Origin of the sequence: Nocardia acidivorans NBRC 108247, from assembly GCF_001625085.1 — a bacterium.
GTDB lineage: Bacteria > Actinomycetota > Actinomycetes > Mycobacteriales > Mycobacteriaceae > Nocardia > Nocardia acidivorans.
Window position 1 is genome coordinate 92795 of sequence record NZ_BDAW01000020.1, and the last position, 18691, is coordinate 111485.

Here is an 18691-nt window from a genome sequence, read left to right on the forward strand (position 1 = left end):
TAAGAACTACAGGGGTGACGCGGTGGCTGCTGCACGTCGACCTCGACCAATTCCAGGCCGCGGTGGAATTCCGGCGGCATCCCGAACTGCGCGGATTACCGGTCATCGTGGGCGGCAATGGCGATCCGGCCGAGCCGCGCAAAGTGGTCTCCTGCGCCTCCTATCCCGCGCGGGCGCACGGGGTGCGGGCGGGCATGCCGCTGAAATCGGCACGGAAACTGTGTCCGGACGGGGTTTTCCTGGCCCAGGATCTGACCACCTACGCCGCGGCCTCCGAGGAGATCATGACGCTGCTGCGCACCTTTCCGGGGCGGGTGGAGGTGCTCGGATTCGATGAGGCGTTCCTCGCGGTCGACACCGAGGATCCGGAGCGGACGGCGCGCGAGATACGCTCCGCCATCGAGGATTTGGGGCTGACCTGCGCGGTCGGCATCGGGGACAACAAGCTGCGCGCCAAACTCGCCACCGGATTCGCCAAAGCCGTTGGCAAGAGCGGCGATTCGGAGCTCGGGCCGGATGCCGGGACCGGAATCTTCCGGCTCACCGCGGACAATTGGGCCGAGCTCATGGCGCATCGGCCCACCACGGCGCTGTGGGGGATCGGGGCGCGCATCGCGAAACGCATGAGCGCCATGGGAATCGAGACCGTCGCCGATCTCGCCGCCGCGGATCGGGACCTGCTGGCCCGGGAGTTCGGGCCGAATACCGGACCGTATCTCTGGGTGCTCGGGCACGGTGCGGGCGATACCGATATCGCCGAACCGCGCGAACCGGTCGGGCACTCCCGCTCGGAGACCTTCCCGGCCGACCTCACCGAGATCGCGGAGTTCGACGCCGCCGTAACCAGACTCGCCACCCAGGTCGCCGAGGAGACCTTCGCGGACGGGCGCAGCGTGGGACGTGTCGGGGTCACCGTGCGCACCAAGACCTTCTTCACCCGGACCAAACAGCGGAAACTGCCCCGGCCCACCACCGATGTGGACGAGGTCGTCGAGACCGCGCTGCGGGTGCTGCACGCCTTCGAACTGGATCGCCCCATTCGCCTGCTCGGCGTGCGCGTGGAATTCGGAGCCTGACCGCACGCGAGCGGGCACACCGCGTTTGTCATGCTGGGTCGATGAGCAACTACCAGAACATCAGCTTCGTCACGGACGGACCTATCGCCCGCATCACGCTGAACCGGCCCGGCGCCGCCAACGGCATCGACCAGGCGCTGGCCGAGGAACTGGCGACGGCCGCCGCGTACTGCTCCGAGGACCCGGCGATCAAGGTGGTCGTACTCACCGGGGCCGGGAAATTCTTCTCCGCCGGCGGTGATCTGCGCGCCATGGCCGAGAGCGCCGACACCGGCGCGTTCATCGCCAAGCTGGCCGATACGCTGCACCAGGCGGTGTCGACGCTGGCGCGCATGGACGCGCTGCTCATTGTCGCGGTCAACGGCACCGCCGCCGGGGCGGGAATGAGCCTGGCGGTCGCCGGTGACCTGGTGGTGGCGGGCGAATCCGCCACCTTCACCATGGCGTACACCAAGGTCGGACTCAGCCCCGACGGCGGCGCGTCCTACTACCTGCCGCGTCTGATCGGTGTGCGCCGCACCCAGGATCTGATGCTCACCAATCGGGTGCTGAAGGCCGCCGAAGCCCTCGACTGGGGTCTGCTGCACCGGGTGGTGCCGGACGCCGAACTCGCCGATACCGTCGAACAGCTGGCCCAGCAGTTCGCGCGGGGCCCCAAGGGCTCCAACGCGAATGTGAAGAAGCTGCTGCTGGTTTCGTCCCAGCACACCCTCGAGGAGCAGTTGGCCACCGAAGCCTCGTTCATCACCCATGCCGCCGAATCCACCGACGGGGCCGAGGGGATTGCCGCGTTCCTCGGCAAGCGCGCACCCGAATTCGGGTGAGCGGCAGGAGGATTCGCCGAGGAACGCGGGCGGCGGTCAGCTCTTCAGGAACTCCAGGATGTCCGCGTTCACCTCTGCGGCATGGGTGATGTACAGCCCGTGCCCGGCATCCCAGTACTCCTTCAATACCGCGTGCGGCGCCAGCTTCACCGCCTGGCGGCTGGCGATATCGATCGGGATCGACTGATCGGCCAGCCCGTGCAGCAGCAGCAACGGCACCGTCACCGCGGCCACATCCGGGCGGTGATCGGAATTGAACAGCTCGGCCTGTACGGCGATCGTCGCGTAGGCCGACGCCGACAGGCAGCGGCGCATCTCCATATCGATCACGGCCTGCGACGTGCCGCGGCGCAGATGCGTCGCGAAGTAGCCCTGTGCGCGCTCGGCGAACCACTGCGGGCGTTCGGACTTCAGCTGCGCCGCCGAGGCTTCGAACATCGCCCTCGGCGCGCCGAAGGGGTTGTCCTCGGTCTGGCACATGAACGGAATCGCGGGGGCCAGCAGGGCGATCCGGTTCACCCGTTCCTGACCGTGCCGAGACAGATAGCGCACGACCTCCCCGCCGCCCGCCGAATGCGCCACCATGGCGAAGTCGTTCAGATCCAGGTGTTCGATCAGGGCGGCGATATCGTCGGCGCGGGTGTTCACGTCGTATCCGGTGGACGGGCGGTCCGAACGACCGTGACCGCGCCGGTCCAGCAGAATGCAGCGGTAGCCGCGCTCCACGAAGTAATGCAGTTGGTACTCCCACATATCCGCGTGCAGCGACCAGCCCGCGATGAACACCAGCGGTGCGCCGGTTCCGTAGTCCTCGTAGGCGAGAGTGGTGCCGTCGGTGGTCTGGAAGTAGGGCATATCGGCGGCGCTCCTTGGTCTTTCGCTAGGGTGAGAACAAGATTCCCGCAGTGCGGGAACGAAAGCGATTACGCGCGAGGTAAAGTCATCGATTCCATTCGGAAGACTGCCCTGACCAGCACCGGAGTCCTATGCTCAGGGCATGGAGTTCCAGGCGATGGTGGCACGCAAGACGGACAGCGGGATCGCACTCCGGCACGAGAGGGTCGATGAGGACCTCCTCGGCGCGGGCGAGGTGACGATCAAGGTGCACTTCACGAGCGCCAACTACAAGGACGGGCTCGCCATCACCCCCGGTGGCGGGGTGGTACGCGACTATCCGATCATTCCCGGCATCGATATCACCGGTGAGGTATTCGCCTCGGAGAGCGCGGATTTCGCGCCCGGCGACCTGGTCGTGGCGCACGGCTACGATATCGGCGTCGCGCACAACGGCGGCTTCGCCGAATACGCCCGGGTGCCCGCCGACTGGGTGGTGAAGCTGGACGGCCTCACCCCGCGCGAGGCGGCCGCCCTGGGCACCGCCGGATTCACCGCCGCCATGAGCGTGCAGGCCCTGCTCGACCACGGGGTGACCGCCTCGGACGGTCCGGTGCTGGTCACCGGCGCGACCGGCGGCGTCGGCACGGTGGCCGTGGATATCCTGGCCGGCCTCGGCTTCGAGGTGATCGCCTCCACCGGAAAGCTCGGCGCGACCGAACTTCTCACCACCCTCGGCGCGAATTCGATCATCGGCCGCCTGCCCGCCGAGGGCGAGAAGGTCCGCCCGCTCGGCAAGGCGCAGTGGGCGGCGGCGGTGGACAGTGTCGGCGGCGCATCCCTGGCGTACATCCTGTCCACCATCAAATACGGTGGTGCGGCGGCGATCTCCGGTCTCACCGGTGGCCCGGAACTGCCCACCACGGTGATGCCGTTCATCCTGCGCGGTATCGCCCTGTTCGGCATCGACTCCGCGCATTTCCCCATCGCGGCCCGGCGCGAGCTGTGGGCCCGCCTCGCGAAAGACCTGAAACCCCGGCATCTCTCGCTGCTGGAGAACTACGCCCCCATCACCGAAGCGGAAGCCGTGCTGCACTCGATTCTGGAGGGCACCCACTCCGGTCGTACCGTTCTCGGCGTGGCGGGGGAGTTCTAACCGACCGTCGCCCGCACCAGGTTGTGGTCGGACACCCCGGCCACATCCACCACCTCGGCGTCGCGCACCGCGAGACCGCGCACCACCACGTGGTCGATGAACTGTGATTTCTCCGCGCTCGAACCGCGCGGGCGGGTGGCGATGGCATCCACCGGCAATTCGGCGACGCGGTACCGCGGTCCCAGGGCCGCGCCGACCTCCGCTCGCCCGGAGTTGAAATCCCCGAGCAGCACGGCGGGTCCGTAGGCCAGCTCGCCGAGCCGGGCGAACTGGCCGCCCCGCCGATCGTCACCGGTCACATGGGTGGCGATCACGAGCACCCCCGCCACCTCCACGGCCAGATACCCCTTGCCGGGATCGGTGGTGAAGTCACCGCTCGCGAAGTCCCGCCCGGCCCCGTCGATGATCAACACCAGGTACTCGGCACGGTCCTTCAGCACCGATTCGACCCGTCGCGGCCGCGGCACCCGCGGATACCGCAGGATATGAAAGTCCCGCTCCGGCAGCGCCTCCCGCAGGCTCGCCAGCTGATCACCACTGACCTCCTGTAGCGCGATGACCTGCTCCGCCCTCCCGGCCACCACCGCCGTCACCCCGGCGATCCGCACCGCCTCATCGGGCCAGCGGGTACCGAATCCACGGTCCCAGTTGTCGGCGTGTACACGATGCAGGACATTCCAGGTGGCAACAGCGATCACGAATTCCCAGGTTACGAGATACGAACGGACCGTGCGGCTTTCGTTTCATGTGAAACACGCACGGTCCGGGGTGAAAATGGGGAGGAGCCCGGGCGTGGGGGACACACGCACGGGCTCCTCATGGTGAGCGCTCGCGGGCTAGGCGGTGGCGCTCAGGGGGCGGCCGCCGAGGGCCGGTTCGATGACCGGTTCGATGGCGTAGGCGAGGATCTCCGCCACATCGGCGACGGGGCGGACATCCAGGGCGGCAAGGACTTCGGCGGGGACCTCGTCCAGGTCGGGCTCGTTGCGGGCCGGGATGAAGACGGTCTTCAAACCGGCGCGCTGTGCGGCGAGCAGCTTCTGCTTCACGCCGCCGATGGGCAGGACTCGGCCATTGAGGGTGACCTCGCCGGTCATGCCCACATCCGCCCGGACCTGACGGCCCAGGGCCAGGGACACCAGCGCGGTGACCATGGTGACGCCCGCCGACGGACCGTCCTTGGGGACCGCGCCCGCCGGGAAGTGGATGTGGATATTGCGATCCAGCACCTTCGGCTCGATACCGATCTCCTCCAGGTGCGAGCGCACGTAGGTGAGGGCGATCTGCGCCGACTCCTTCATGACGTCACCCAGTTGACCGGTCAGGGTGAGCGAACGCTCGCCCTCGGCGGCATTGGCCTCGATGTAGAGGACATCGCCGCCGGCGCCGGTGACCGCCAAACCCGTTGCCACACCGGGGACCGCGGTGCGTTCCACCCCGTCGGGGGTGAAGCGCGGACGGCCCAGGTAATCCTTGAGATCACCGAGACCGATCACCAGCTTGTCGGCCGCCTCGACGCCCTCGGGCACGAATTCACCCGAGGTGACGATGCTTTCGGCATCGCCGGCGTCCGCCGACTCCGAGAGTTTGGTCGCCGCCTTGCGCAGCGCCTTGGCGATCAGGCGCTCCATCTGGCGGACACCGGCCTCGCGGGTGTAGTTGGCGGCGATCTCGCGCAGCGCCTCATCGCTGACCTGCACCTCGTCGGCGGTGAGTGCATTGCGCTCGAGCTGACGCGGGATCAGGAAGTCACGTGCGATGGCGACCTTGTCGTCCTCGGTGTAGCCGTCCACGGTGATCACTTCCATCCGGTCCAGCAGCGGGCCCGGGATGGTGTCCATGACATTCGCGGTCGCGATGAACAGCACATCGGACAGGTCCAGATCCAGATCCAGGTAGTGATCGCGGAAGGTGTGGTTCTGCGCGGGGTCCAGGACCTCTAGCAGCGCCGCCGCCGGATCACCGCGGAAGTCGGAGCCGACCTTGTCGATCTCGTCCAGCAGGACAACGGGATTCATCGAACCCGCCTCCTTCATGGCGCGCACGATACGACCCGGCAGAGCGCCGACGTAGGTGCGCCGGTGACCGCGGATCTCGGCCTCGTCGCGCACGCCGCCCAGGGCGACGCGAACGAACTTGCGGCCCAGGGCCCGTGCGACGGACTCACCCAGCGAGGTCTTGCCCACACCGGGCGGACCCACCAGCACCAGCACCGCGCCCGAGCCACGACCGCCGACGACCTCCAGGCCGCGCGCGGCCCGGCGGGCCCGCACCGCCAGGTACTCGACCATGCGGTCCTTGACCTCGTCCAGTCCGTGGTGATCGGCGTCCAGCACCGCGCGGGCGGCCGAGACATCGGTGCTGTCCGCGGTTTTCACGCTGAACGGCAGTTCCAGCACGGTATCGAGCCAGGTCCGGATCCAGCCCGATTCGGGGCTCTGATCGCTGGCACGCTCCAGGCGATCGACCTCGCGCAGGGCGGCCTCGCGGATATTGTCCGGCAGGTCGGCGGTCTCCACGCGGGTGCGGTAGTCGTCCGCACCGTCGGGCTCACCCTCGCCCAGCTCCTTGCGAATCGCGTTGAGCTGCTGGCGCAGCAGGAATTCGCGCTGCGACTTCTCGACGCCCTCGCGGACCTCCTCGGAGATCTTCTCGCTGACCTCGGTCTCGGCGATGTGCTGTTTGGTCCACTCGATCAACTTGGTCAGCCGGGTCGCGGCGTCCAGGGTCTCGAGCAGTTCGCGCTTCTGGTCATGGCTCAGGTAGGGAGCCCAACCGGCGGCGTCCGCGATGGCGGAGGGATCGTTCAGCTGATTGACGGCGTCGATGACCTGCCACGCCTCCCGGCGCTGCAGTACGGCCACCACGAGCTTCTTGTATTCGGCGGCGAGCTCTTTGGTACGGCCGTCGGATTCGGGGACCTCGACCGGTTCGGCCTCGACCCAGAGCGCCGCGCCCGGACCGGTCACCCCGTGTCCGATCTTGGCGCGGCCCTCGGCCTTGAGCACCGCGGCCGGTGCGCCGCCGCGCATGCGGCCGACCTGTTCGATGGTGGCGACCACGCCGTAGCTGGCGTAGCCCTCGTCCAGTCGGGGCGCGACCAACACCTGGTTGACCTTGCCGGCCCGTGCGGCATCGATGGCGGCCTGCGCGGACTCGTCCAGCTCGATCGGCACGATCATGCCGGGGAGCACGATCGGATCGGTCAGGAACAGCACGGGCAGGTTCTGTGGGTTGGTCACGTCGACTACCTCTTCCAAGATTGAGCGTCTCCTACTCAACTCAGGTTGAGCGTTATCCAGTCAACTACAGACCCGCCCGACTAATTCCAATCTTGTTGTTCGCCCCCGGCGAACGGGCCTCCTCGGCGGTATCGGTCCAGGTCACGGGCAGGGCATGCACGCCGTAGATGTTCATGTCGGTCCGCAGCGACGCCTCATCGGCGGGGACGGCGAGCTGGAGCATCGGGAAGCGGCGGATGCTCCAGCAGCGCGAAAGTGCCCGGCGACAACATGTTCGCGGTGGTCCCATGCTGTCCCCGCCCCGGCTGACACCGACCTGACACGCCCACGGGCCCACGGCACAATGGGCCGGGTGCAGATCGGGATGCTTGGACCACTCGAAATCCGTGTAGCGAACGGCGGATCGATCGAGATACCCGGCGCCCGGCTGCGGGCGCTGCTGGTGGCCTTGGCGCTCGAACCCGGTCGGGTGGTCCCGAAAACCACACTGGTGGACTGGATCTGGGGCGAACAACTTCCCGCCGATGCCGCGAACTCACTACAGGCCCTGGTCTCGCGACTACGCAGACTGCTGCCGGACGGATCGCTGGAGGCCCAGGCCGGCGGTTACCGGCTGGCGGTGGAGCCGCGCGCGGTCGATGCCGTGCGCTTCGAACAACTCCTGGACCGGGCCCGCGGCGGTGATGACGCGCAGCAGGCCGCCCTGCTGCGCGAAGCCCTCGAACTGTGGCGCGGTACGCCCATGCAGGACATCGGGATTCAGGACAGCGAGAGCTTCGACGCCGTGATCACCCGGCTCGACGGACTGCGCCTGGCCGCCCTGGAGGATCGCTACGAGGCCGAGATCCGGCTCGGCCACGGCACCGAGGTGATCACCGAACTGACCGAACTGGTCAACCGCAATCCCCTGCGGGAGCGCCTCGTCGCGGCCCTGATGCGGGCGCTCGGCGGCGCGGGCCGCAGCAATGAGGCACTGACCGTGTACCAGCACGCCCGCAAGGCCCTCGCCGACGAACTGGGCGCGGACCCCGCACCCGAGCTGTCCGCCGTGCACGTGGCGCTGCTGCGCGGCGAATTCGGCGTGCGGGCGCAGGACCGCACGACCAACCTGCGCGCCGAATTGACCAGCTACGTCGGCAAATACGGTGATATCGCGGTGGTGCGCGAACTCATCGCCGAACATCGGCTCACCACCCTGACCGGCCCCGGCGGCTCCGGTAAGACCCGGCTCGCGGTGGAGACCGCGCGCACCCTGCTGGACGATCTGCCCGAGGGCGCCTGGCTGGTGGAGTTGGCCTCGATCGGCGCGGGCGGAGATATCGCCCAATCGGCGCTCGCCGCACTGGGACTGCGCGATGCGCTGCACGGCGGCTCCGCGGACGCCGAACCCATGGACCGGCTCATCGCGGCGTTGCGCGAACGCGAAACCCTGCTGATCCTGGACAACTGCGAACACATCATCGGGGCCGCGGCGACCTTCGCGTACCGGCTGCTCGGCGAATGCCGCCGGGTACGCATCCTGGCCACCAGCCGGGAACCGCTCGGCATCACCGGTGAGGCGCTCTGGCAGGTCGTCCCGCTCGCCCTCCCCGCGGCCGACGCGGCCCCCGAGCGGATCCAATCCGCGCCGGCGGTACAGCTGCTGCGGGATCGGGCCGGTGCGGTGCGCAAGGAGTTCGCCACCGATGCGAGCCTGCTGCCGGCCATGGCGCGCGTCTGCCGGGCGCTGGACGGCATCCCGCTCGCGATCGAATTGGCCGCCGCCCGACTGCGCACCATGTCCCTCGAACAGCTCGCCGATCGCCTGGACGATCGCTTCCGCCTGCTGACCGGTGGCAGCCGCACCGCGATTCCGCAGCATCGCACCCTGCGCGCGGTGGTCGACTGGAGTTGGGAATTGCTCACCGAGGCCGAGCGAACGGTGTTGCGCCGCCTCGCGGTCTTCGCCGGCGGCGCGAGTCTCGAAGCGGCCGAACAGGTTTGCGCGGGCGATACGGTCGAGCGGTGGGAGGTGCTCGAACTGCTGACCGCCCTCACCGAGAAATCGCTGCTGCTCACCGCCGGTGACGGTGGGCCGCGCTACCGCATGCTCACCACCATCGAGCAGTACGCCCGCGAACGCCTCGACGAAGCGGGCGAAGCGGATTCGGCCCGCCGCGCGCATCTGGCGTACTTCACCGAACTCGCCGATACCGCCGAACCGCAGCTGCGCCGCGCCGACCAGTTGAAGTGGCTCGCCCTGCTCGAGGCCGAACACGACAATATCGCCGCCGCCATGCGCGGCGCGCTCACCGCCGATGACGCGGCCGGGGCCATGCGGCTGGCCGCGTCCGCGGGCTGGTACTGGTGGCTCGGCGGACATAAGGCCGAGGGCACGGAGTTCGTGCTGGCGGCCGCCGATACGGTCGCCGAGGTGGACGACCAGACCCGCGCCATGGTCTACGCGATGGTCGTGCACTTCCTGTCCTCCGGTCGCAATGACGCTGTGCCACTCCGGGATTGGATTCACAAGGCCGCCCAGTTCAGCCGAACCAGCGGTGCCCGCTACCCGCTGCTGCGTTTCATCGGCGCACTCGAACGCCTGCTGGAGGGGCCGGACGCCCTGCTGACCGCGTTCGAACCGCTGCTCACCGATGACGATCCCTGGGTGCGAGCGCTGTCCCGGCTACAGCAGGGCAAGATGCGCATCACCCTCGGCCTGCCGGGCGCCGAAGCGGACCGCCATCTGGAGACGGCACTGGCGGAGTTCCGGGCGATCGGGGAACGCTGGGGAGTGTCGTTCGCCCTCACCGAACTGGCGGACCGAATCGCCATGCGCGGCGAATTCGCCCGTGCCGTCGGCTATTTGGATGAGGCCATCGCGGTGGTCACCGAGGTCGGCGCGATCGAGGATCTGGTCCGGCTGCGCGCGCGGCAGGCCCAATTGTATTGGCTGCTGGAGGATTCGGCGGCGAGCGCGAGCGCCATGGCCGAGGCGCAGCGGTATGCCGAGCAGGCGGCCTGGCCCAGCGCCCTGACCGAACTGGCGCTGGCCAAGGCGGCGCTGGCGCGCTGGGACGGCGATTCCGAACAGGCGTACCGCCAGCTCGAGGCCGCGGCCGAGGCTTCGGGCAGTGACGGGGAGCAGGCGCAGATCGAGGCCATCGTGCACGATCTGCTCGGCTATCTCGCGACGGATCTCGATACGGCCCGGACCGAACACGCCGCGGCCTTCGAGGCCGCGAGCACCGCGGGTTACGCGCCGCTCATCGCCCAGATCCTGGTCGGGACAGCGGATCTGGCGCTGCGCTCGAATCAGGTCGAACAGGCCGCGCGCCTGCTCGCGGCGAGCACCGTGGTGCGCGGATTGCCCGACCTCTCGCATCCGGAGGCGATCCGAATCGAGCGGGAAATACAAAGTCGCCTCGGTGAAGCGGGCTTCACTGAGGCGACTACGGAAGGGACACAAGCGGATTGGCGAGAACTGGCAGCGGCTACGCTGGCCCGTTGAAGACCTCCTGGACCAGGTGCTGGGTGGCCTGCTGGAACGCCGGCGCCAAGGACATCGCGGCATCGTCCACGTAATTCAGTGCGGCGGTGAGGGTTTTGGTGCCGTCCAGCGTGCCGTACATCAGCGCGCCATTGCCCGAGATACCGCCGTTGTGGCTGATGACGGTGCCCGCACCGGTCTCGGTGACGAAGACGCCCAGCCCGTAGCCGACCTTCTTCTCCGGGGTGACCATTTCGGCCAGCAGCTCCGGCGGCAGCAGTTTGCCGCTGGTCAGCGCGGAGATGAAGGTGTGCAGATCCCCGGTGGTCGAGATCATGTCACCACCGCTGGAGATCCAGGACGGATTCTGTTCGGTGACATCGACGGTCCGCTCCACCCCGCCGTCGTCGTACCGGTAGTAGGCGTGGGCGTGCGGTGCGGGCAGTTCGGTCTGGGTGGTCGGGGCCACGGTGCCGGACAGGCCGAGCGGGTCCAGGATGAGCCGCCGCATCTGCTCGGGATACGCACTGCCGCCGACCTTCTCGATCAACAGCCGGACCAATACGAAGTTGGTGTTGGAGTAGCTCCAGTCCGTCCCCGGCTCGAAGCGCGGGGGCTTGGACAGGGCCAGCCGGACCAGTTCCTGCGGCAGGTAGGTCTTGAATCGGTTCTCCACCCATTCCTTGCCGCTCCAGGCGATTCCGGGCACGACCGTCCCGTCCTCGAGGTACTCACCGGTGAAGTTGAAGATTCCGCTGGTGTGCTGCAACAGCATTCGCACGGTGATCCGCGGGTCCAGTTCGAATTCGGGCAGGTGGTCGACGACGGGGGCGTCGAGTGTCACCTTGCCCGCGGCCACCAGCAGCAACAGCAGCGTGGCGGTGAAGGTCTTGGCATTGCTGCCGATTCGAATGTGGCCGTCGATCGGCGGCGGCGCGGTCTCACCCAGTTCGGCCAGCCCGGCGCTGCCGACCCATTCGCCGCGCTCGTCGTTCACCCGGAGGGTGAAACCGGTGAAACCGGCATCGATGACCTCCTGGATGATCTTGCGTAGCTCCGGGCGGTCCTGATCGGCGGGGGTGGTGGACATGATGTTCTGCTCCTTGCAATCGGGTGTGACGGACAATCGGGTCGGCTGGATCAGGCGGCTTGCCGAATGATGATGTCGCCGAGCGAGTTTCGAATGAAGACCTGTACCGTGTCGGCATCGCCCGACCCGAGGGCGACCGGAGCCAGCTGGTTGCGCACGCTGCCCCGCTGGGCGCTGGTCTCCAGGTGCGCGGCGCTGCCGGGGTGGATGCCGACCTCCAGCTCGCCGACCGAGGTCTCCAGGTTCAGCACCCCGCGCACCGCGTCGGCAATGCGGATATCGCCCTTGGCGGTCTTGGCGGTCACCGAATCGGCGGCGAGGTCGACCAGGATGTCGCCGAGCGCGATCTCCAGATCGCTCTGCCCCAGCGCGCCGAAGGTGCGCAGTCGGCCCACCCCGGAGGTGGCCTTCAGCTGGGAAGCGGCCGGGGCCTCGATGGTCACCCGAATGGACGGGTTACCGCCGAACGGGGTGTAGGTGCGCCAGTTCTTCGGCGTCCGCACGGTCAGCACCCCGGCGGCGAAGTCGACCGTGGTCCGCTCGGCGGCGCGCACATCGCCCTTCTTGGCGGCGTCGGCGGGCGCGACTGTGACCACGGTGTCGGCGCGGTCCGAGGCGATGACGGTGACCTCGGCGCTGAGCACGTCGACGCTGATGGCGATGGGGGCGGGGGTCTGGAATGCGTTGTTCATGAGGAGTACTTTCACCGCCCCCGCTGATACCGGGCTGACGCCGACCTGACATGCCCGCTGATACCGCCGGGAATATAGTTTCCATAGATATAGTTTCCATGTAATGCAAGTAGTCGGACGCACCGTCGTCGCAGATCAGGAGTTCGCCATGTCCACCGAACCGACACTCACCGGCCGCGATATCGCCGAGGCGGAAGGGGCGACCACCGCCCTGCTCGAGGCCACCCTCACCGCACAGGGGTTCACCACCACCGCCAATGAATACGCCGCCCTGCGGGCGCTCACCGTGCGCGGACCGATCGCCGCACCGGCCGACTTCCATCGCTATCTGGCCGGACAGCGCCAGCTCGGGGTGGACGCGGCGGGCGCCGCCGCCCTGCTCGCCACGATGGCGGACAAGGGATTCATCACCGGGGCCGAGGTCGACGGACCGGGCCCGCTGGCGCTGACCGCCGCCGGATCCGCCGAGTTGAAGGTGCTGATGGAGACGACCACGCCGCTGACCCGGCCCATCTTCGGCGGATCCACGCCGGAGGAATTGGCCATCGCGCACCGGGTGCTGACCTCGATCATCGACCGCGCGAACAAGCTCCGTACCGGTCAGACCCTGTGAAAAGGCCGTAGCGACAGAACTATTCAGCGATATCGGGCGCGTCGAGGAGTACGCGCAGCACGGCTGCCAGCTCCGCGGTGCGCTCGCTGTCGTTTCCGCCCAGGGGAGCGGTGAGCCGGTCGCGGGTATCGCGCACGAGTGCTATTGCGCGCCGGGCGGTTTCGATACCGGAGGGGGTGAGCGAGAGTTCCACCGCGCGTGGATCGGCGGTGCTGGCGGCGCGAACCACCAAGCCCTGCTTCTCGAGTGCGCGCACCAGCTTGGAGATGTAGACGGCATCGAGTCCGGTGAGATCGGCCAGTTTGCGCTGGCTCGGGCGCGCGCCGTCCCGGGTCAGACCGTAGAGCGGGGCCAGCACCGAATACTGCGCCTGAGTGAGCCCGTGCGCGGCGAGCGCGCGATCCAGCACTGCCCGCCAGCGGGTGGAGAGCCGCCAGACCAGGAAGCCGACATTCGCGTTGACATCGCTCTCGGTATCCGTCACCTGCATAGTTTACATGGCAACTGTCTTGCGAAATCGAGGGGTTGACGGCGTTGGCTAAAGCTATTAGCTTTATGGCTATCGCGATTAGCTTTCATTGAGGGAGTGCACGACATGACCGAATACATCGACCTCGACGGTGGCCGGATCGCCTACGACTCGATCGGCGAAGGGCCGCTGGTGCTGCTCTCGCACGGGATCGGCGACCGCCGCCAGTCCTACCGCTTCCTGGCCCCGCTGCTGGCGGCCGCCGGATACCGGGTGGTCAGCACCGATCTGCGCGGCCACGGCGACTCCAGCATGAACTGGGCCTCCGAGACCGGGAAGGAGGCCATCAGCCGCACCGATGTCGCCAACGATCTGCTCGGCGTGATCGCGAAGCTGAATGCCGGACCGGCGATCATCGTGGGGCACTCCATCTCCGGCGGAGCGGCCACCATCACCGCGGCCCAATCGCCCGAACTGGTGCGGGCCATCGTGGAGCTCAATCCCTTCACCCTCACCCAAACCCCTTCCATCGGTGCGCTTTTCACCGTCTCCCGCTACCGCCGGGGCATGTTCGCGCTGATGGGCACCATGCTGTTCAAGAGCCTGGGCCAGTGGCAGAAGTACCTGAATATCGCCTACCCCACCAAGCCCGCCGACTACGACGCCTACCTGGCCGACAACATCGCCAAGCTGAGCGAACCCGGCCGCCTGGCCGAATTCATGAAGACCGGGAAGTCGACCCCCGCCGACGCACAGGCCCAGTTGCCCAGGGTGACTCAGCCCGCGCTCATCATCATGGGCACCGCCGATCCCGACTTCCCGAATCCGGAGGCCGAGGGCAGGGCCGTCATTGCCGCGCTGCCCGCCGGGCTGGGCAGCCTGGGCCTGGTCGAGGGCGCGGGACACTACCCGCACGCGCAGTCGCCGGAGCGAACCGCCGAGCTCATCCTCCCGTTCCTGAAGGAGCATGCGCATGCCTAGAGCCGGCCTCAGCAAAACCGAGGTCGTCGCGGCGGGCGCACAGCTCGCCGACGAGGTCGGCTACCAGAACCTGGCGCTGAGCGCACTCGCCGAAAAGCTCGGCGTGCGAACGCCTTCGCTATACAAACACATCGACAGCCTCGCCGATCTGCAGCGCGGTATCGCCACCCTCGCCATGACCGAACTGGACCTGGCCGTACGCGATGCCATGCACGGACGCTCGGGCAGCGCCGCCCTGGCCGCCTTCGCGAATGCCTTCCGGCAGTACGTGATCACCCATCCCGGCCGCTACGCCGCCACCGTCGGAGCGGGCTTTTACGGTCCGGAAGACCCACTGCTGCAATCGGGTTCGCGCGTGATGGACTCCATCCAGGCGGTGCTGCGCGGCTACCACATCCCCGAATCGGAGATGGTGCACGCCATTCGCACGCTGCGCTGCACCTTGCACGGCTTCGCCACCCTGCAGGCCTCCGACGGATTCCAATGGAGCGATGACGCCGAGACCAGCTTCGACTGGATGATCCGCTTCCTCGACCGCGGACTCACCGAAATAGCACGCGCCTGAAGCATTCGGGGGACCATGGAAGAACCACCGGCAATGAAGCCACCTGGAGCGCCATGGAAAACTTCGCCTACGACGGCACCCGACTCGGCTATCTGCGGCGGGGTGAGGGCGGCCCGCCGGTGGTGATGCTGCACAACGCGGGCTCCTCCCATGTGATCTGGACTCCCCAGATCACCGCGCTCGCAAGGAAATACCGGGTGTACGCGCTCGACCTGCCGGGCTACGGGTCGGCCGATCAGCCCGAAAGTGGTTACACCCTGGACCGATACGCCGAATTGGTGCGGCGATTCCTGCGCGACCGGGACTTGACCGGGGTCGCCCTGGTCGGTAATTGCCTCGGCTCGGCCATCAGCCTCACCCTCGCGCGCCGGTATCCCGAACTCGTTCGCGCGGTGGTGGCGATCAACCCGCTCACCGAATCCACGGCCATGCGCGGTGATCTGCGCGTGCCCGCCCGCATCACCCGCGGTCTGCCGGATCCCGCGGCCCGCGCACTGTTCGACTGGCATACGCCGAAGTGGTTCGCGCGCGGGACAATTCGATCCTGGTTCGCCAGTGGTCGCGCCTACCGCGAATGTCCCTATGTACAGCCGCTTTCGGCGGGGTTTCCGGCGCGCGCCCTGGTCGGCCTGGTCCGCGACCTGTCCAGCTTCGCCGCCCTGGACGAGTGGCCGGATCGCGAACAGCTGCCGCCGGTCTGCACCATCTGGGGCACCGAGAATCGCGTACTGTCCGCCGCGGCCGGTCGCACGCTGAACACGCGGCTACGGCCGGACCGCGCCGAATGGCTCGACCGGTGCGGGCACGTGCCCATGCTGGAGCGCGCGCCGGAAGTCACCGCCATCATCACCGAGTTCCTGGCGACGACCGATGCGACGGAGGGTCACCGCCCCGGCGAGATCCCGGCCGAAGAGCACGCCGGGATGACGAGTCGTCGCACGCCCGAATGACGAGAGGCCCCACACCCGAACGCCAGTCGGCGCACGCCCGAACGACGAAAGGCCCCACACCCGAACGCCAGTCGGCACACGCCCGAACGACGAAAGGCCCCACACCCGAACGCCAGTCGGCGCACGCCCGAACGACATGGGCATACGCCCGAATGAGGGAGGCGAAGCTGCCGGTCGGCGAAGGGGTTCGCTGGTGCCGGGTAAATCGGGCATGGGGGTGCCGGGGGCGACCTAGCATGGCGGGCGGAGACGATGCCGGACCAACGCCATAGGAGTCGATGAATATGCTGGCCGCACGACTACATCTGGGACCGAATCGCAGGCTGGCACTCGACGACGTCCCGGTGCCCGAGCCAGGACCGGATCATGTGCTGGTGAAGGTGGAGGCGGCGGGCGTGTGCCTGTCGGATGTGCATCTCATCGACGGGACGCTGACACCGCTGTTCCTGAAGGGCGATGTGGTCACGCTCGGGCACGAGGTCGCCGGAACCGTGCATCGGCTCGGCCCCGGGGTCACCGCCGCCGCGGTCGGGGATCGGGTGTTGTTACAGGCCGGGGAACTTCGCGGGGCGGCCACCTTCACACGCGGGGTGGACTACGACGGCGGCTGGGCGGAGTACACGCTCGCCCGCGTCGACACCCTGGTGCCTATTCCGGATGAGCTGCCGTTCGAGCAGGCGTGTTTCATTCCGGACGCGGTCTCCACGCCGTGGGCCGCGGTCACCGTCACCGGTGAGGTGAAAGCCGGTGAGGCCGTGGGTGTCTGGGGTGTGGGCGGACTCGGCGCACACGGTGTGCAATTGCTGCGCCTGGTCGGCGCGGCCCCGATCATCGCGGTGGATCCGCTGCCCGCCGCGCGCGAACGCGCCCTGGAATTCGGCGCGGACCTCGCCTTCGATCCGGCCGATCCGGATCTGCGGCAGAAGATCTTCCAGGCCACCGGGACAGGTCTGGCGGCCGCCTTCGATTTCGCGGGCGTTGCGGCGGTGCGCGAACAGGCCGCGGTCTGCCTGGCTCCGAAGGGCCGCCTGGTGCTGGTCGGGCTGACCAACAGGCCCATAACCATCACCGGCGGAACGGCTTTCAGCTTCTTCCAGCAGCAGCTGCGCGGGCATTACGGCTCCGAGCCCGACCATGTCACCCAATTGGTGAAGTTGCAGGGGTTGCGGCGGGTCGACTTCTCCCGCTCGGTCAGCGCGGTGGTGCCGCTGGCCGATGCCGCCAAGGCCGTGCACGCCCTCGATGCCAAGGAAGGCAACCCGATTCGGATCGTATTGAAGCCCTAGCGCTGCGGCCCTAGGCCAAACGGCGCTGGAAAGCGTTGGTGGACTGACCGTTCGAGGGATCGACGGTGTGAACGGTCAGATCCGCCGAGGACGCGGTCAGCTCCAGCACCATGAAGCCGAGATCGGTGAAGTTCTCGAACAGTGCCGGGGTGATCCCGCGGGCATCGGTGGCATGCGCGCCCGAGTTCGTCTTGGCCGCCGCACCCGATACGAGCTGCCGGGTGCCCTTGCACGCCGGGGTCGGTTCCAACACCTGCAGGCAATGATCATGTCCGGAGAGCAGGAATTGGGCACGGCCCAGCACATGCGCCTCGAAGAACTCCTTCACATGAATGCCGTTGATGGGGGCGATGTTCAAACCCTCGTATGCACCGGCGTTTCCGTGACTGCCATTGCTGAGATACGGATGATGCGTACAGACGATCTTCCATTTCGCGGTCGACGCCGCGAGCGCGCCGTCGAGCCAGGCCGCCTGTTCGGTCATGAATTGACCGTCGGCCGCCCAGTACGGTTCGAACAGCGGCGGCAGATACGCCGCGATGGGATTCAGATCCAGCACGAAGAATTCCACCAGCGAGCCGATCGGCACCGAGTAGTAGCGCGCCGGCATCCACCAGCGTTCGGACCGCGCGTGAAAGGCGACCTCGTGGTCTCCGCGCAGCAGCCAGCCGCCGTCTCCGGGCAGGACCGAACTGTTGTCGTGATTGCCCTGCACCATGATCCAGGGGAAGTCGAGGCCGCGATTGGGGTCTTCGAATTTGGCATTGAACTGGGCGTCGTCATCGGCCCACGGACCCTGTTCGTACACATTGTCGCCGAGACCGAGGGCGCAGGAGAACGGCTCTCGCGCGTGCAGGGCACGGGCGGCGTCGGCGACGGCCCACTGCGGCCGAGCCCCGGTCCCGGCGTCGCCGGTGACCAGGATGCGCAGCGAATCCCCCTCGGGGAAAGGCAGTTTCGCGACGGTGGTGGCGGGCGCGGGCTGGGCTCGCGCGGTTCCGGCGCTCGCCAGGCTCTCGGCGGTGGCCAGTGCGGCGGCGGAGGCCGCGCCGGTCAGAAAGCCACGGCGGTCCACATTCATCGATCGCTCCCTGTGCGCTGTCATCCCACCCGTTATTCTGGTCGACTGACCAGTATTCCCGGTCTTCGGAAACCACGCTCAATATGACACGTTCTCCGAGGCCATCGACCTTTTGACAGCACCCTTCACCGGTGAGAGTGTTGTGTGTCCATTTTCTCACCATCGGCTCGGCCAACAGGGGGACGCGGCAATGACGACATTGGCCTCGGGTGCTTTCATCGACTGGGAGCAGCTGACCGGCCAGCCCAAACTCGTCGTCGATCTGATCAGTTTCCCGATCTTCAGCGCCATCGCCGGTTGGCTGACCAACTGGACCGGCGTACTGATGTTGTTCTGGCCGCTGTACTTTCGCGGAATCCGCAT

The 18691-nt window shown here is 67.8% G+C and carries 17 protein-coding genes; 9 read left to right on the forward strand and 8 right to left on the reverse strand.

All coding sequences use genetic code 11. The annotated features are described in order from the left end of the window. Positions 1-14: 14 nt before the first annotated feature. Both NA10_RS12970 and NA10_RS12975 read left to right on the forward strand, forming a co-directional pair. Positions 15-1076, forward strand: coding sequence for a DNA polymerase IV (locus NA10_RS12970; protein ID WP_067567733.1), 1062 nt, complete (start codon positions 15-17; stop codon positions 1074-1076). Between the two features lie 41 nt (positions 1077-1117). Then, positions 1118-1900, forward strand: coding sequence for an enoyl-CoA hydratase/isomerase family protein (locus NA10_RS12975; protein WP_067567735.1), 783 nt, complete (start codon positions 1118-1120; stop codon positions 1898-1900). A gap of 36 nt (positions 1901-1936) precedes the next feature. Here the strand turns inward: NA10_RS12975 and NA10_RS12980 are convergent, their stop codons facing one another. Continuing rightward, a complete protein-coding gene (locus NA10_RS12980) occupies positions 1937-2755 on the reverse strand; it encodes an alpha/beta fold hydrolase (RefSeq protein ID WP_067567737.1) in 819 nt (272 codons plus the stop codon). A gap of 142 nt (positions 2756-2897) precedes the next feature. Here NA10_RS12980 and NA10_RS12985 point away from each other — a divergent pair, with 142 nt between their 5' ends. Beyond that, positions 2898-3890 carry an acrylyl-CoA reductase family protein gene (locus tag NA10_RS12985; protein ID WP_067567739.1) on the forward strand — a complete coding sequence of 331 codons (993 nt, stop codon included), beginning with the start codon at positions 2898-2900 and terminating at the stop codon, positions 3888-3890. Here NA10_RS12985 and NA10_RS12990 read toward each other — a convergent pair. The 3 genes from NA10_RS12990 to NA10_RS35530 all read right to left on the reverse strand — a co-directional run bounded on the left by NA10_RS12990 (position 3887) and on the right by NA10_RS35530 (position 7355). Then, complete coding sequence (locus tag NA10_RS12990) at positions 3887-4588, reverse strand: endonuclease/exonuclease/phosphatase family protein (protein ID WP_067567741.1); 702 nt, start codon at positions 4586-4588, stop codon at positions 3887-3889. The two genes, NA10_RS12985 and NA10_RS12990, sit on opposite strands and share 4 nt — an antisense overlap. 138 nt (positions 4589-4726) lie before the next feature. After that, the gene (lon, locus tag NA10_RS12995) at positions 4727-7072 is read right to left on the reverse strand and encodes an endopeptidase La (RefSeq protein ID WP_245677177.1); all 2346 of its coding nucleotides are present in this window, start codon (positions 7070-7072) and stop codon (positions 4727-4729) included. Positions 7073-7196: 124 nt separating this feature from the next. Then, on the reverse strand, positions 7197-7355 hold the full coding sequence (locus NA10_RS35530) for a hypothetical protein (protein ID WP_169812569.1): 159 nt from the start codon (positions 7353-7355) through the stop codon (positions 7197-7199). 141 nt (positions 7356-7496) lie between these two features. On the opposite strand from NA10_RS35530, the gene NA10_RS13000 reads away from it, so the two are divergent. Beyond that, positions 7497-10622, forward strand: coding sequence for an ATP-binding protein (locus tag NA10_RS13000; protein ID WP_245677173.1), 3126 nt, complete (start codon positions 7497-7499; stop codon positions 10620-10622). Here NA10_RS13000 and NA10_RS13005 read toward each other — a convergent pair. Both NA10_RS13005 and NA10_RS13010 read right to left on the reverse strand, forming a co-directional pair. Continuing rightward, positions 10606-11691: a serine hydrolase domain-containing protein gene (locus NA10_RS13005; protein WP_067567796.1), complete on the reverse strand. Its 1086-nt coding sequence runs from the start codon at positions 11689-11691 to the stop codon at positions 10606-10608. The two genes, NA10_RS13000 and NA10_RS13005, sit on opposite strands and share 17 nt — an antisense overlap. Before the next feature lie 50 nt (positions 11692-11741). Next, complete coding sequence (locus NA10_RS13010) at positions 11742-12383, reverse strand: DUF4097 family beta strand repeat-containing protein (protein WP_067567745.1); 642 nt, start codon at positions 12381-12383, stop codon at positions 11742-11744. Positions 12384-12486: 103 nt separating this feature from the next. On the opposite strand from NA10_RS13010, the gene NA10_RS13015 reads away from it, so the two are divergent. Then, positions 12487-12996, forward strand: coding sequence for a winged helix DNA-binding protein (locus NA10_RS13015; RefSeq protein WP_157556457.1), 510 nt, complete (start codon positions 12487-12489; stop codon positions 12994-12996). 19 nt (positions 12997-13015) lie between these two features. Here the strand turns inward: NA10_RS13015 and NA10_RS13020 are convergent, their stop codons facing one another. Then, entirely contained in the window at positions 13016-13480 is a 465-nt protein-coding gene (locus NA10_RS13020) for a MarR family winged helix-turn-helix transcriptional regulator (protein WP_218021509.1), read from the reverse strand. A 111-nt stretch (positions 13481-13591) separates the two neighbouring features. Between NA10_RS13020 and NA10_RS13025 the strand changes: the two genes are divergently transcribed. From NA10_RS13025 to NA10_RS13040, 4 genes are all read left to right on the forward strand, one after another. Further along, positions 13592-14446: an alpha/beta fold hydrolase gene (locus NA10_RS13025; protein ID WP_067567751.1), complete on the forward strand. Its 855-nt coding sequence runs from the start codon at positions 13592-13594 to the stop codon at positions 14444-14446. Continuing rightward, positions 14439-15011: a TetR/AcrR family transcriptional regulator gene (locus NA10_RS13030; RefSeq protein WP_067567798.1), complete on the forward strand. Its 573-nt coding sequence runs from the start codon at positions 14439-14441 to the stop codon at positions 15009-15011. Before NA10_RS13025 ends, NA10_RS13030 begins: the two co-directional genes overlap by 8 nt. 53 nt (positions 15012-15064) lie before the next feature. Further along, complete coding sequence (locus tag NA10_RS13035) at positions 15065-15961, forward strand: alpha/beta fold hydrolase (protein WP_067567753.1); 897 nt, start codon at positions 15065-15067, stop codon at positions 15959-15961. A gap of 278 nt (positions 15962-16239) precedes the next feature. Further along, positions 16240-17247 (forward strand): zinc-binding dehydrogenase, encoded by a 1008-nt coding sequence (locus NA10_RS13040; RefSeq protein ID WP_067567755.1) that lies wholly within the window; start codon positions 16240-16242, stop codon positions 17245-17247. A gap of 10 nt (positions 17248-17257) precedes the next feature. Here the strand turns inward: NA10_RS13040 and NA10_RS13045 are convergent, their stop codons facing one another. After that, positions 17258-18328 carry a metallophosphoesterase gene (locus tag NA10_RS13045; RefSeq protein WP_245677174.1) on the reverse strand — a complete coding sequence of 357 codons (1071 nt, stop codon included), beginning with the start codon at positions 18326-18328 and terminating at the stop codon, positions 17258-17260. Positions 18329-18691 lie beyond the last annotated feature (363 nt).

What these genes read in the sequence shown, in the direction of transcription:
- NA10_RS12975 (WP_067567735.1), top strand. Translation starts at nt 1,118, where the DNA reads ATGAGCAACTACCAGAACATCAGCTTCGTCACGGACGGACCTATCGCC.
- NA10_RS12980 (WP_067567737.1), bottom strand. Translation starts at nt 2,755, where the DNA reads ATGCCCTACTTCCAGACCACCGACGGCACCACTCTCGCCTACGAGGAC.
- NA10_RS12985 (WP_067567739.1), top strand. Translation starts at nt 2,898, where the DNA reads ATGGAGTTCCAGGCGATGGTGGCACGCAAGACGGACAGCGGGATCGCA.
- lon (WP_245677177.1), bottom strand. Translation starts at nt 7,072, where the DNA reads ATGATCGTGCCGATCGAGCTGGACGAGTCCGCGCAGGCCGCCATCGAT.
- NA10_RS35530 (WP_169812569.1), bottom strand. Translation starts at nt 7,355, where the DNA reads ATGCTCCAGCTCGCCGTCCCCGCCGATGAGGCGTCGCTGCGGACCGAC.
- NA10_RS13000 (WP_245677173.1), top strand. Translation starts at nt 7,497, where the DNA reads ATGCTTGGACCACTCGAAATCCGTGTAGCGAACGGCGGATCGATCGAG.
- NA10_RS13005 (WP_067567796.1), bottom strand. Translation starts at nt 11,691, where the DNA reads ATGTCCACCACCCCCGCCGATCAGGACCGCCCGGAGCTACGCAAGATC.
- NA10_RS13010 (WP_067567745.1), bottom strand. Translation starts at nt 12,383, where the DNA reads ATGAACAACGCATTCCAGACCCCCGCCCCCATCGCCATCAGCGTCGAC.
- NA10_RS13015 (WP_157556457.1), top strand. Translation starts at nt 12,487, where the DNA reads ATGCAAGTAGTCGGACGCACCGTCGTCGCAGATCAGGAGTTCGCCATG.
- NA10_RS13025 (WP_067567751.1), top strand. Translation starts at nt 13,592, where the DNA reads ATGACCGAATACATCGACCTCGACGGTGGCCGGATCGCCTACGACTCG.
- NA10_RS13030 (WP_067567798.1), top strand. Translation starts at nt 14,439, where the DNA reads ATGCCTAGAGCCGGCCTCAGCAAAACCGAGGTCGTCGCGGCGGGCGCA.
- NA10_RS13035 (WP_067567753.1), top strand. Translation starts at nt 15,065, where the DNA reads ATGGAAAACTTCGCCTACGACGGCACCCGACTCGGCTATCTGCGGCGG.
- NA10_RS13040 (WP_067567755.1), top strand. Translation starts at nt 16,240, where the DNA reads ATGAATATGCTGGCCGCACGACTACATCTGGGACCGAATCGCAGGCTG.
- NA10_RS13045 (WP_245677174.1), bottom strand. Translation starts at nt 18,328, where the DNA reads ATGAATGTGGACCGCCGTGGCTTTCTGACCGGCGCGGCCTCCGCCGCC.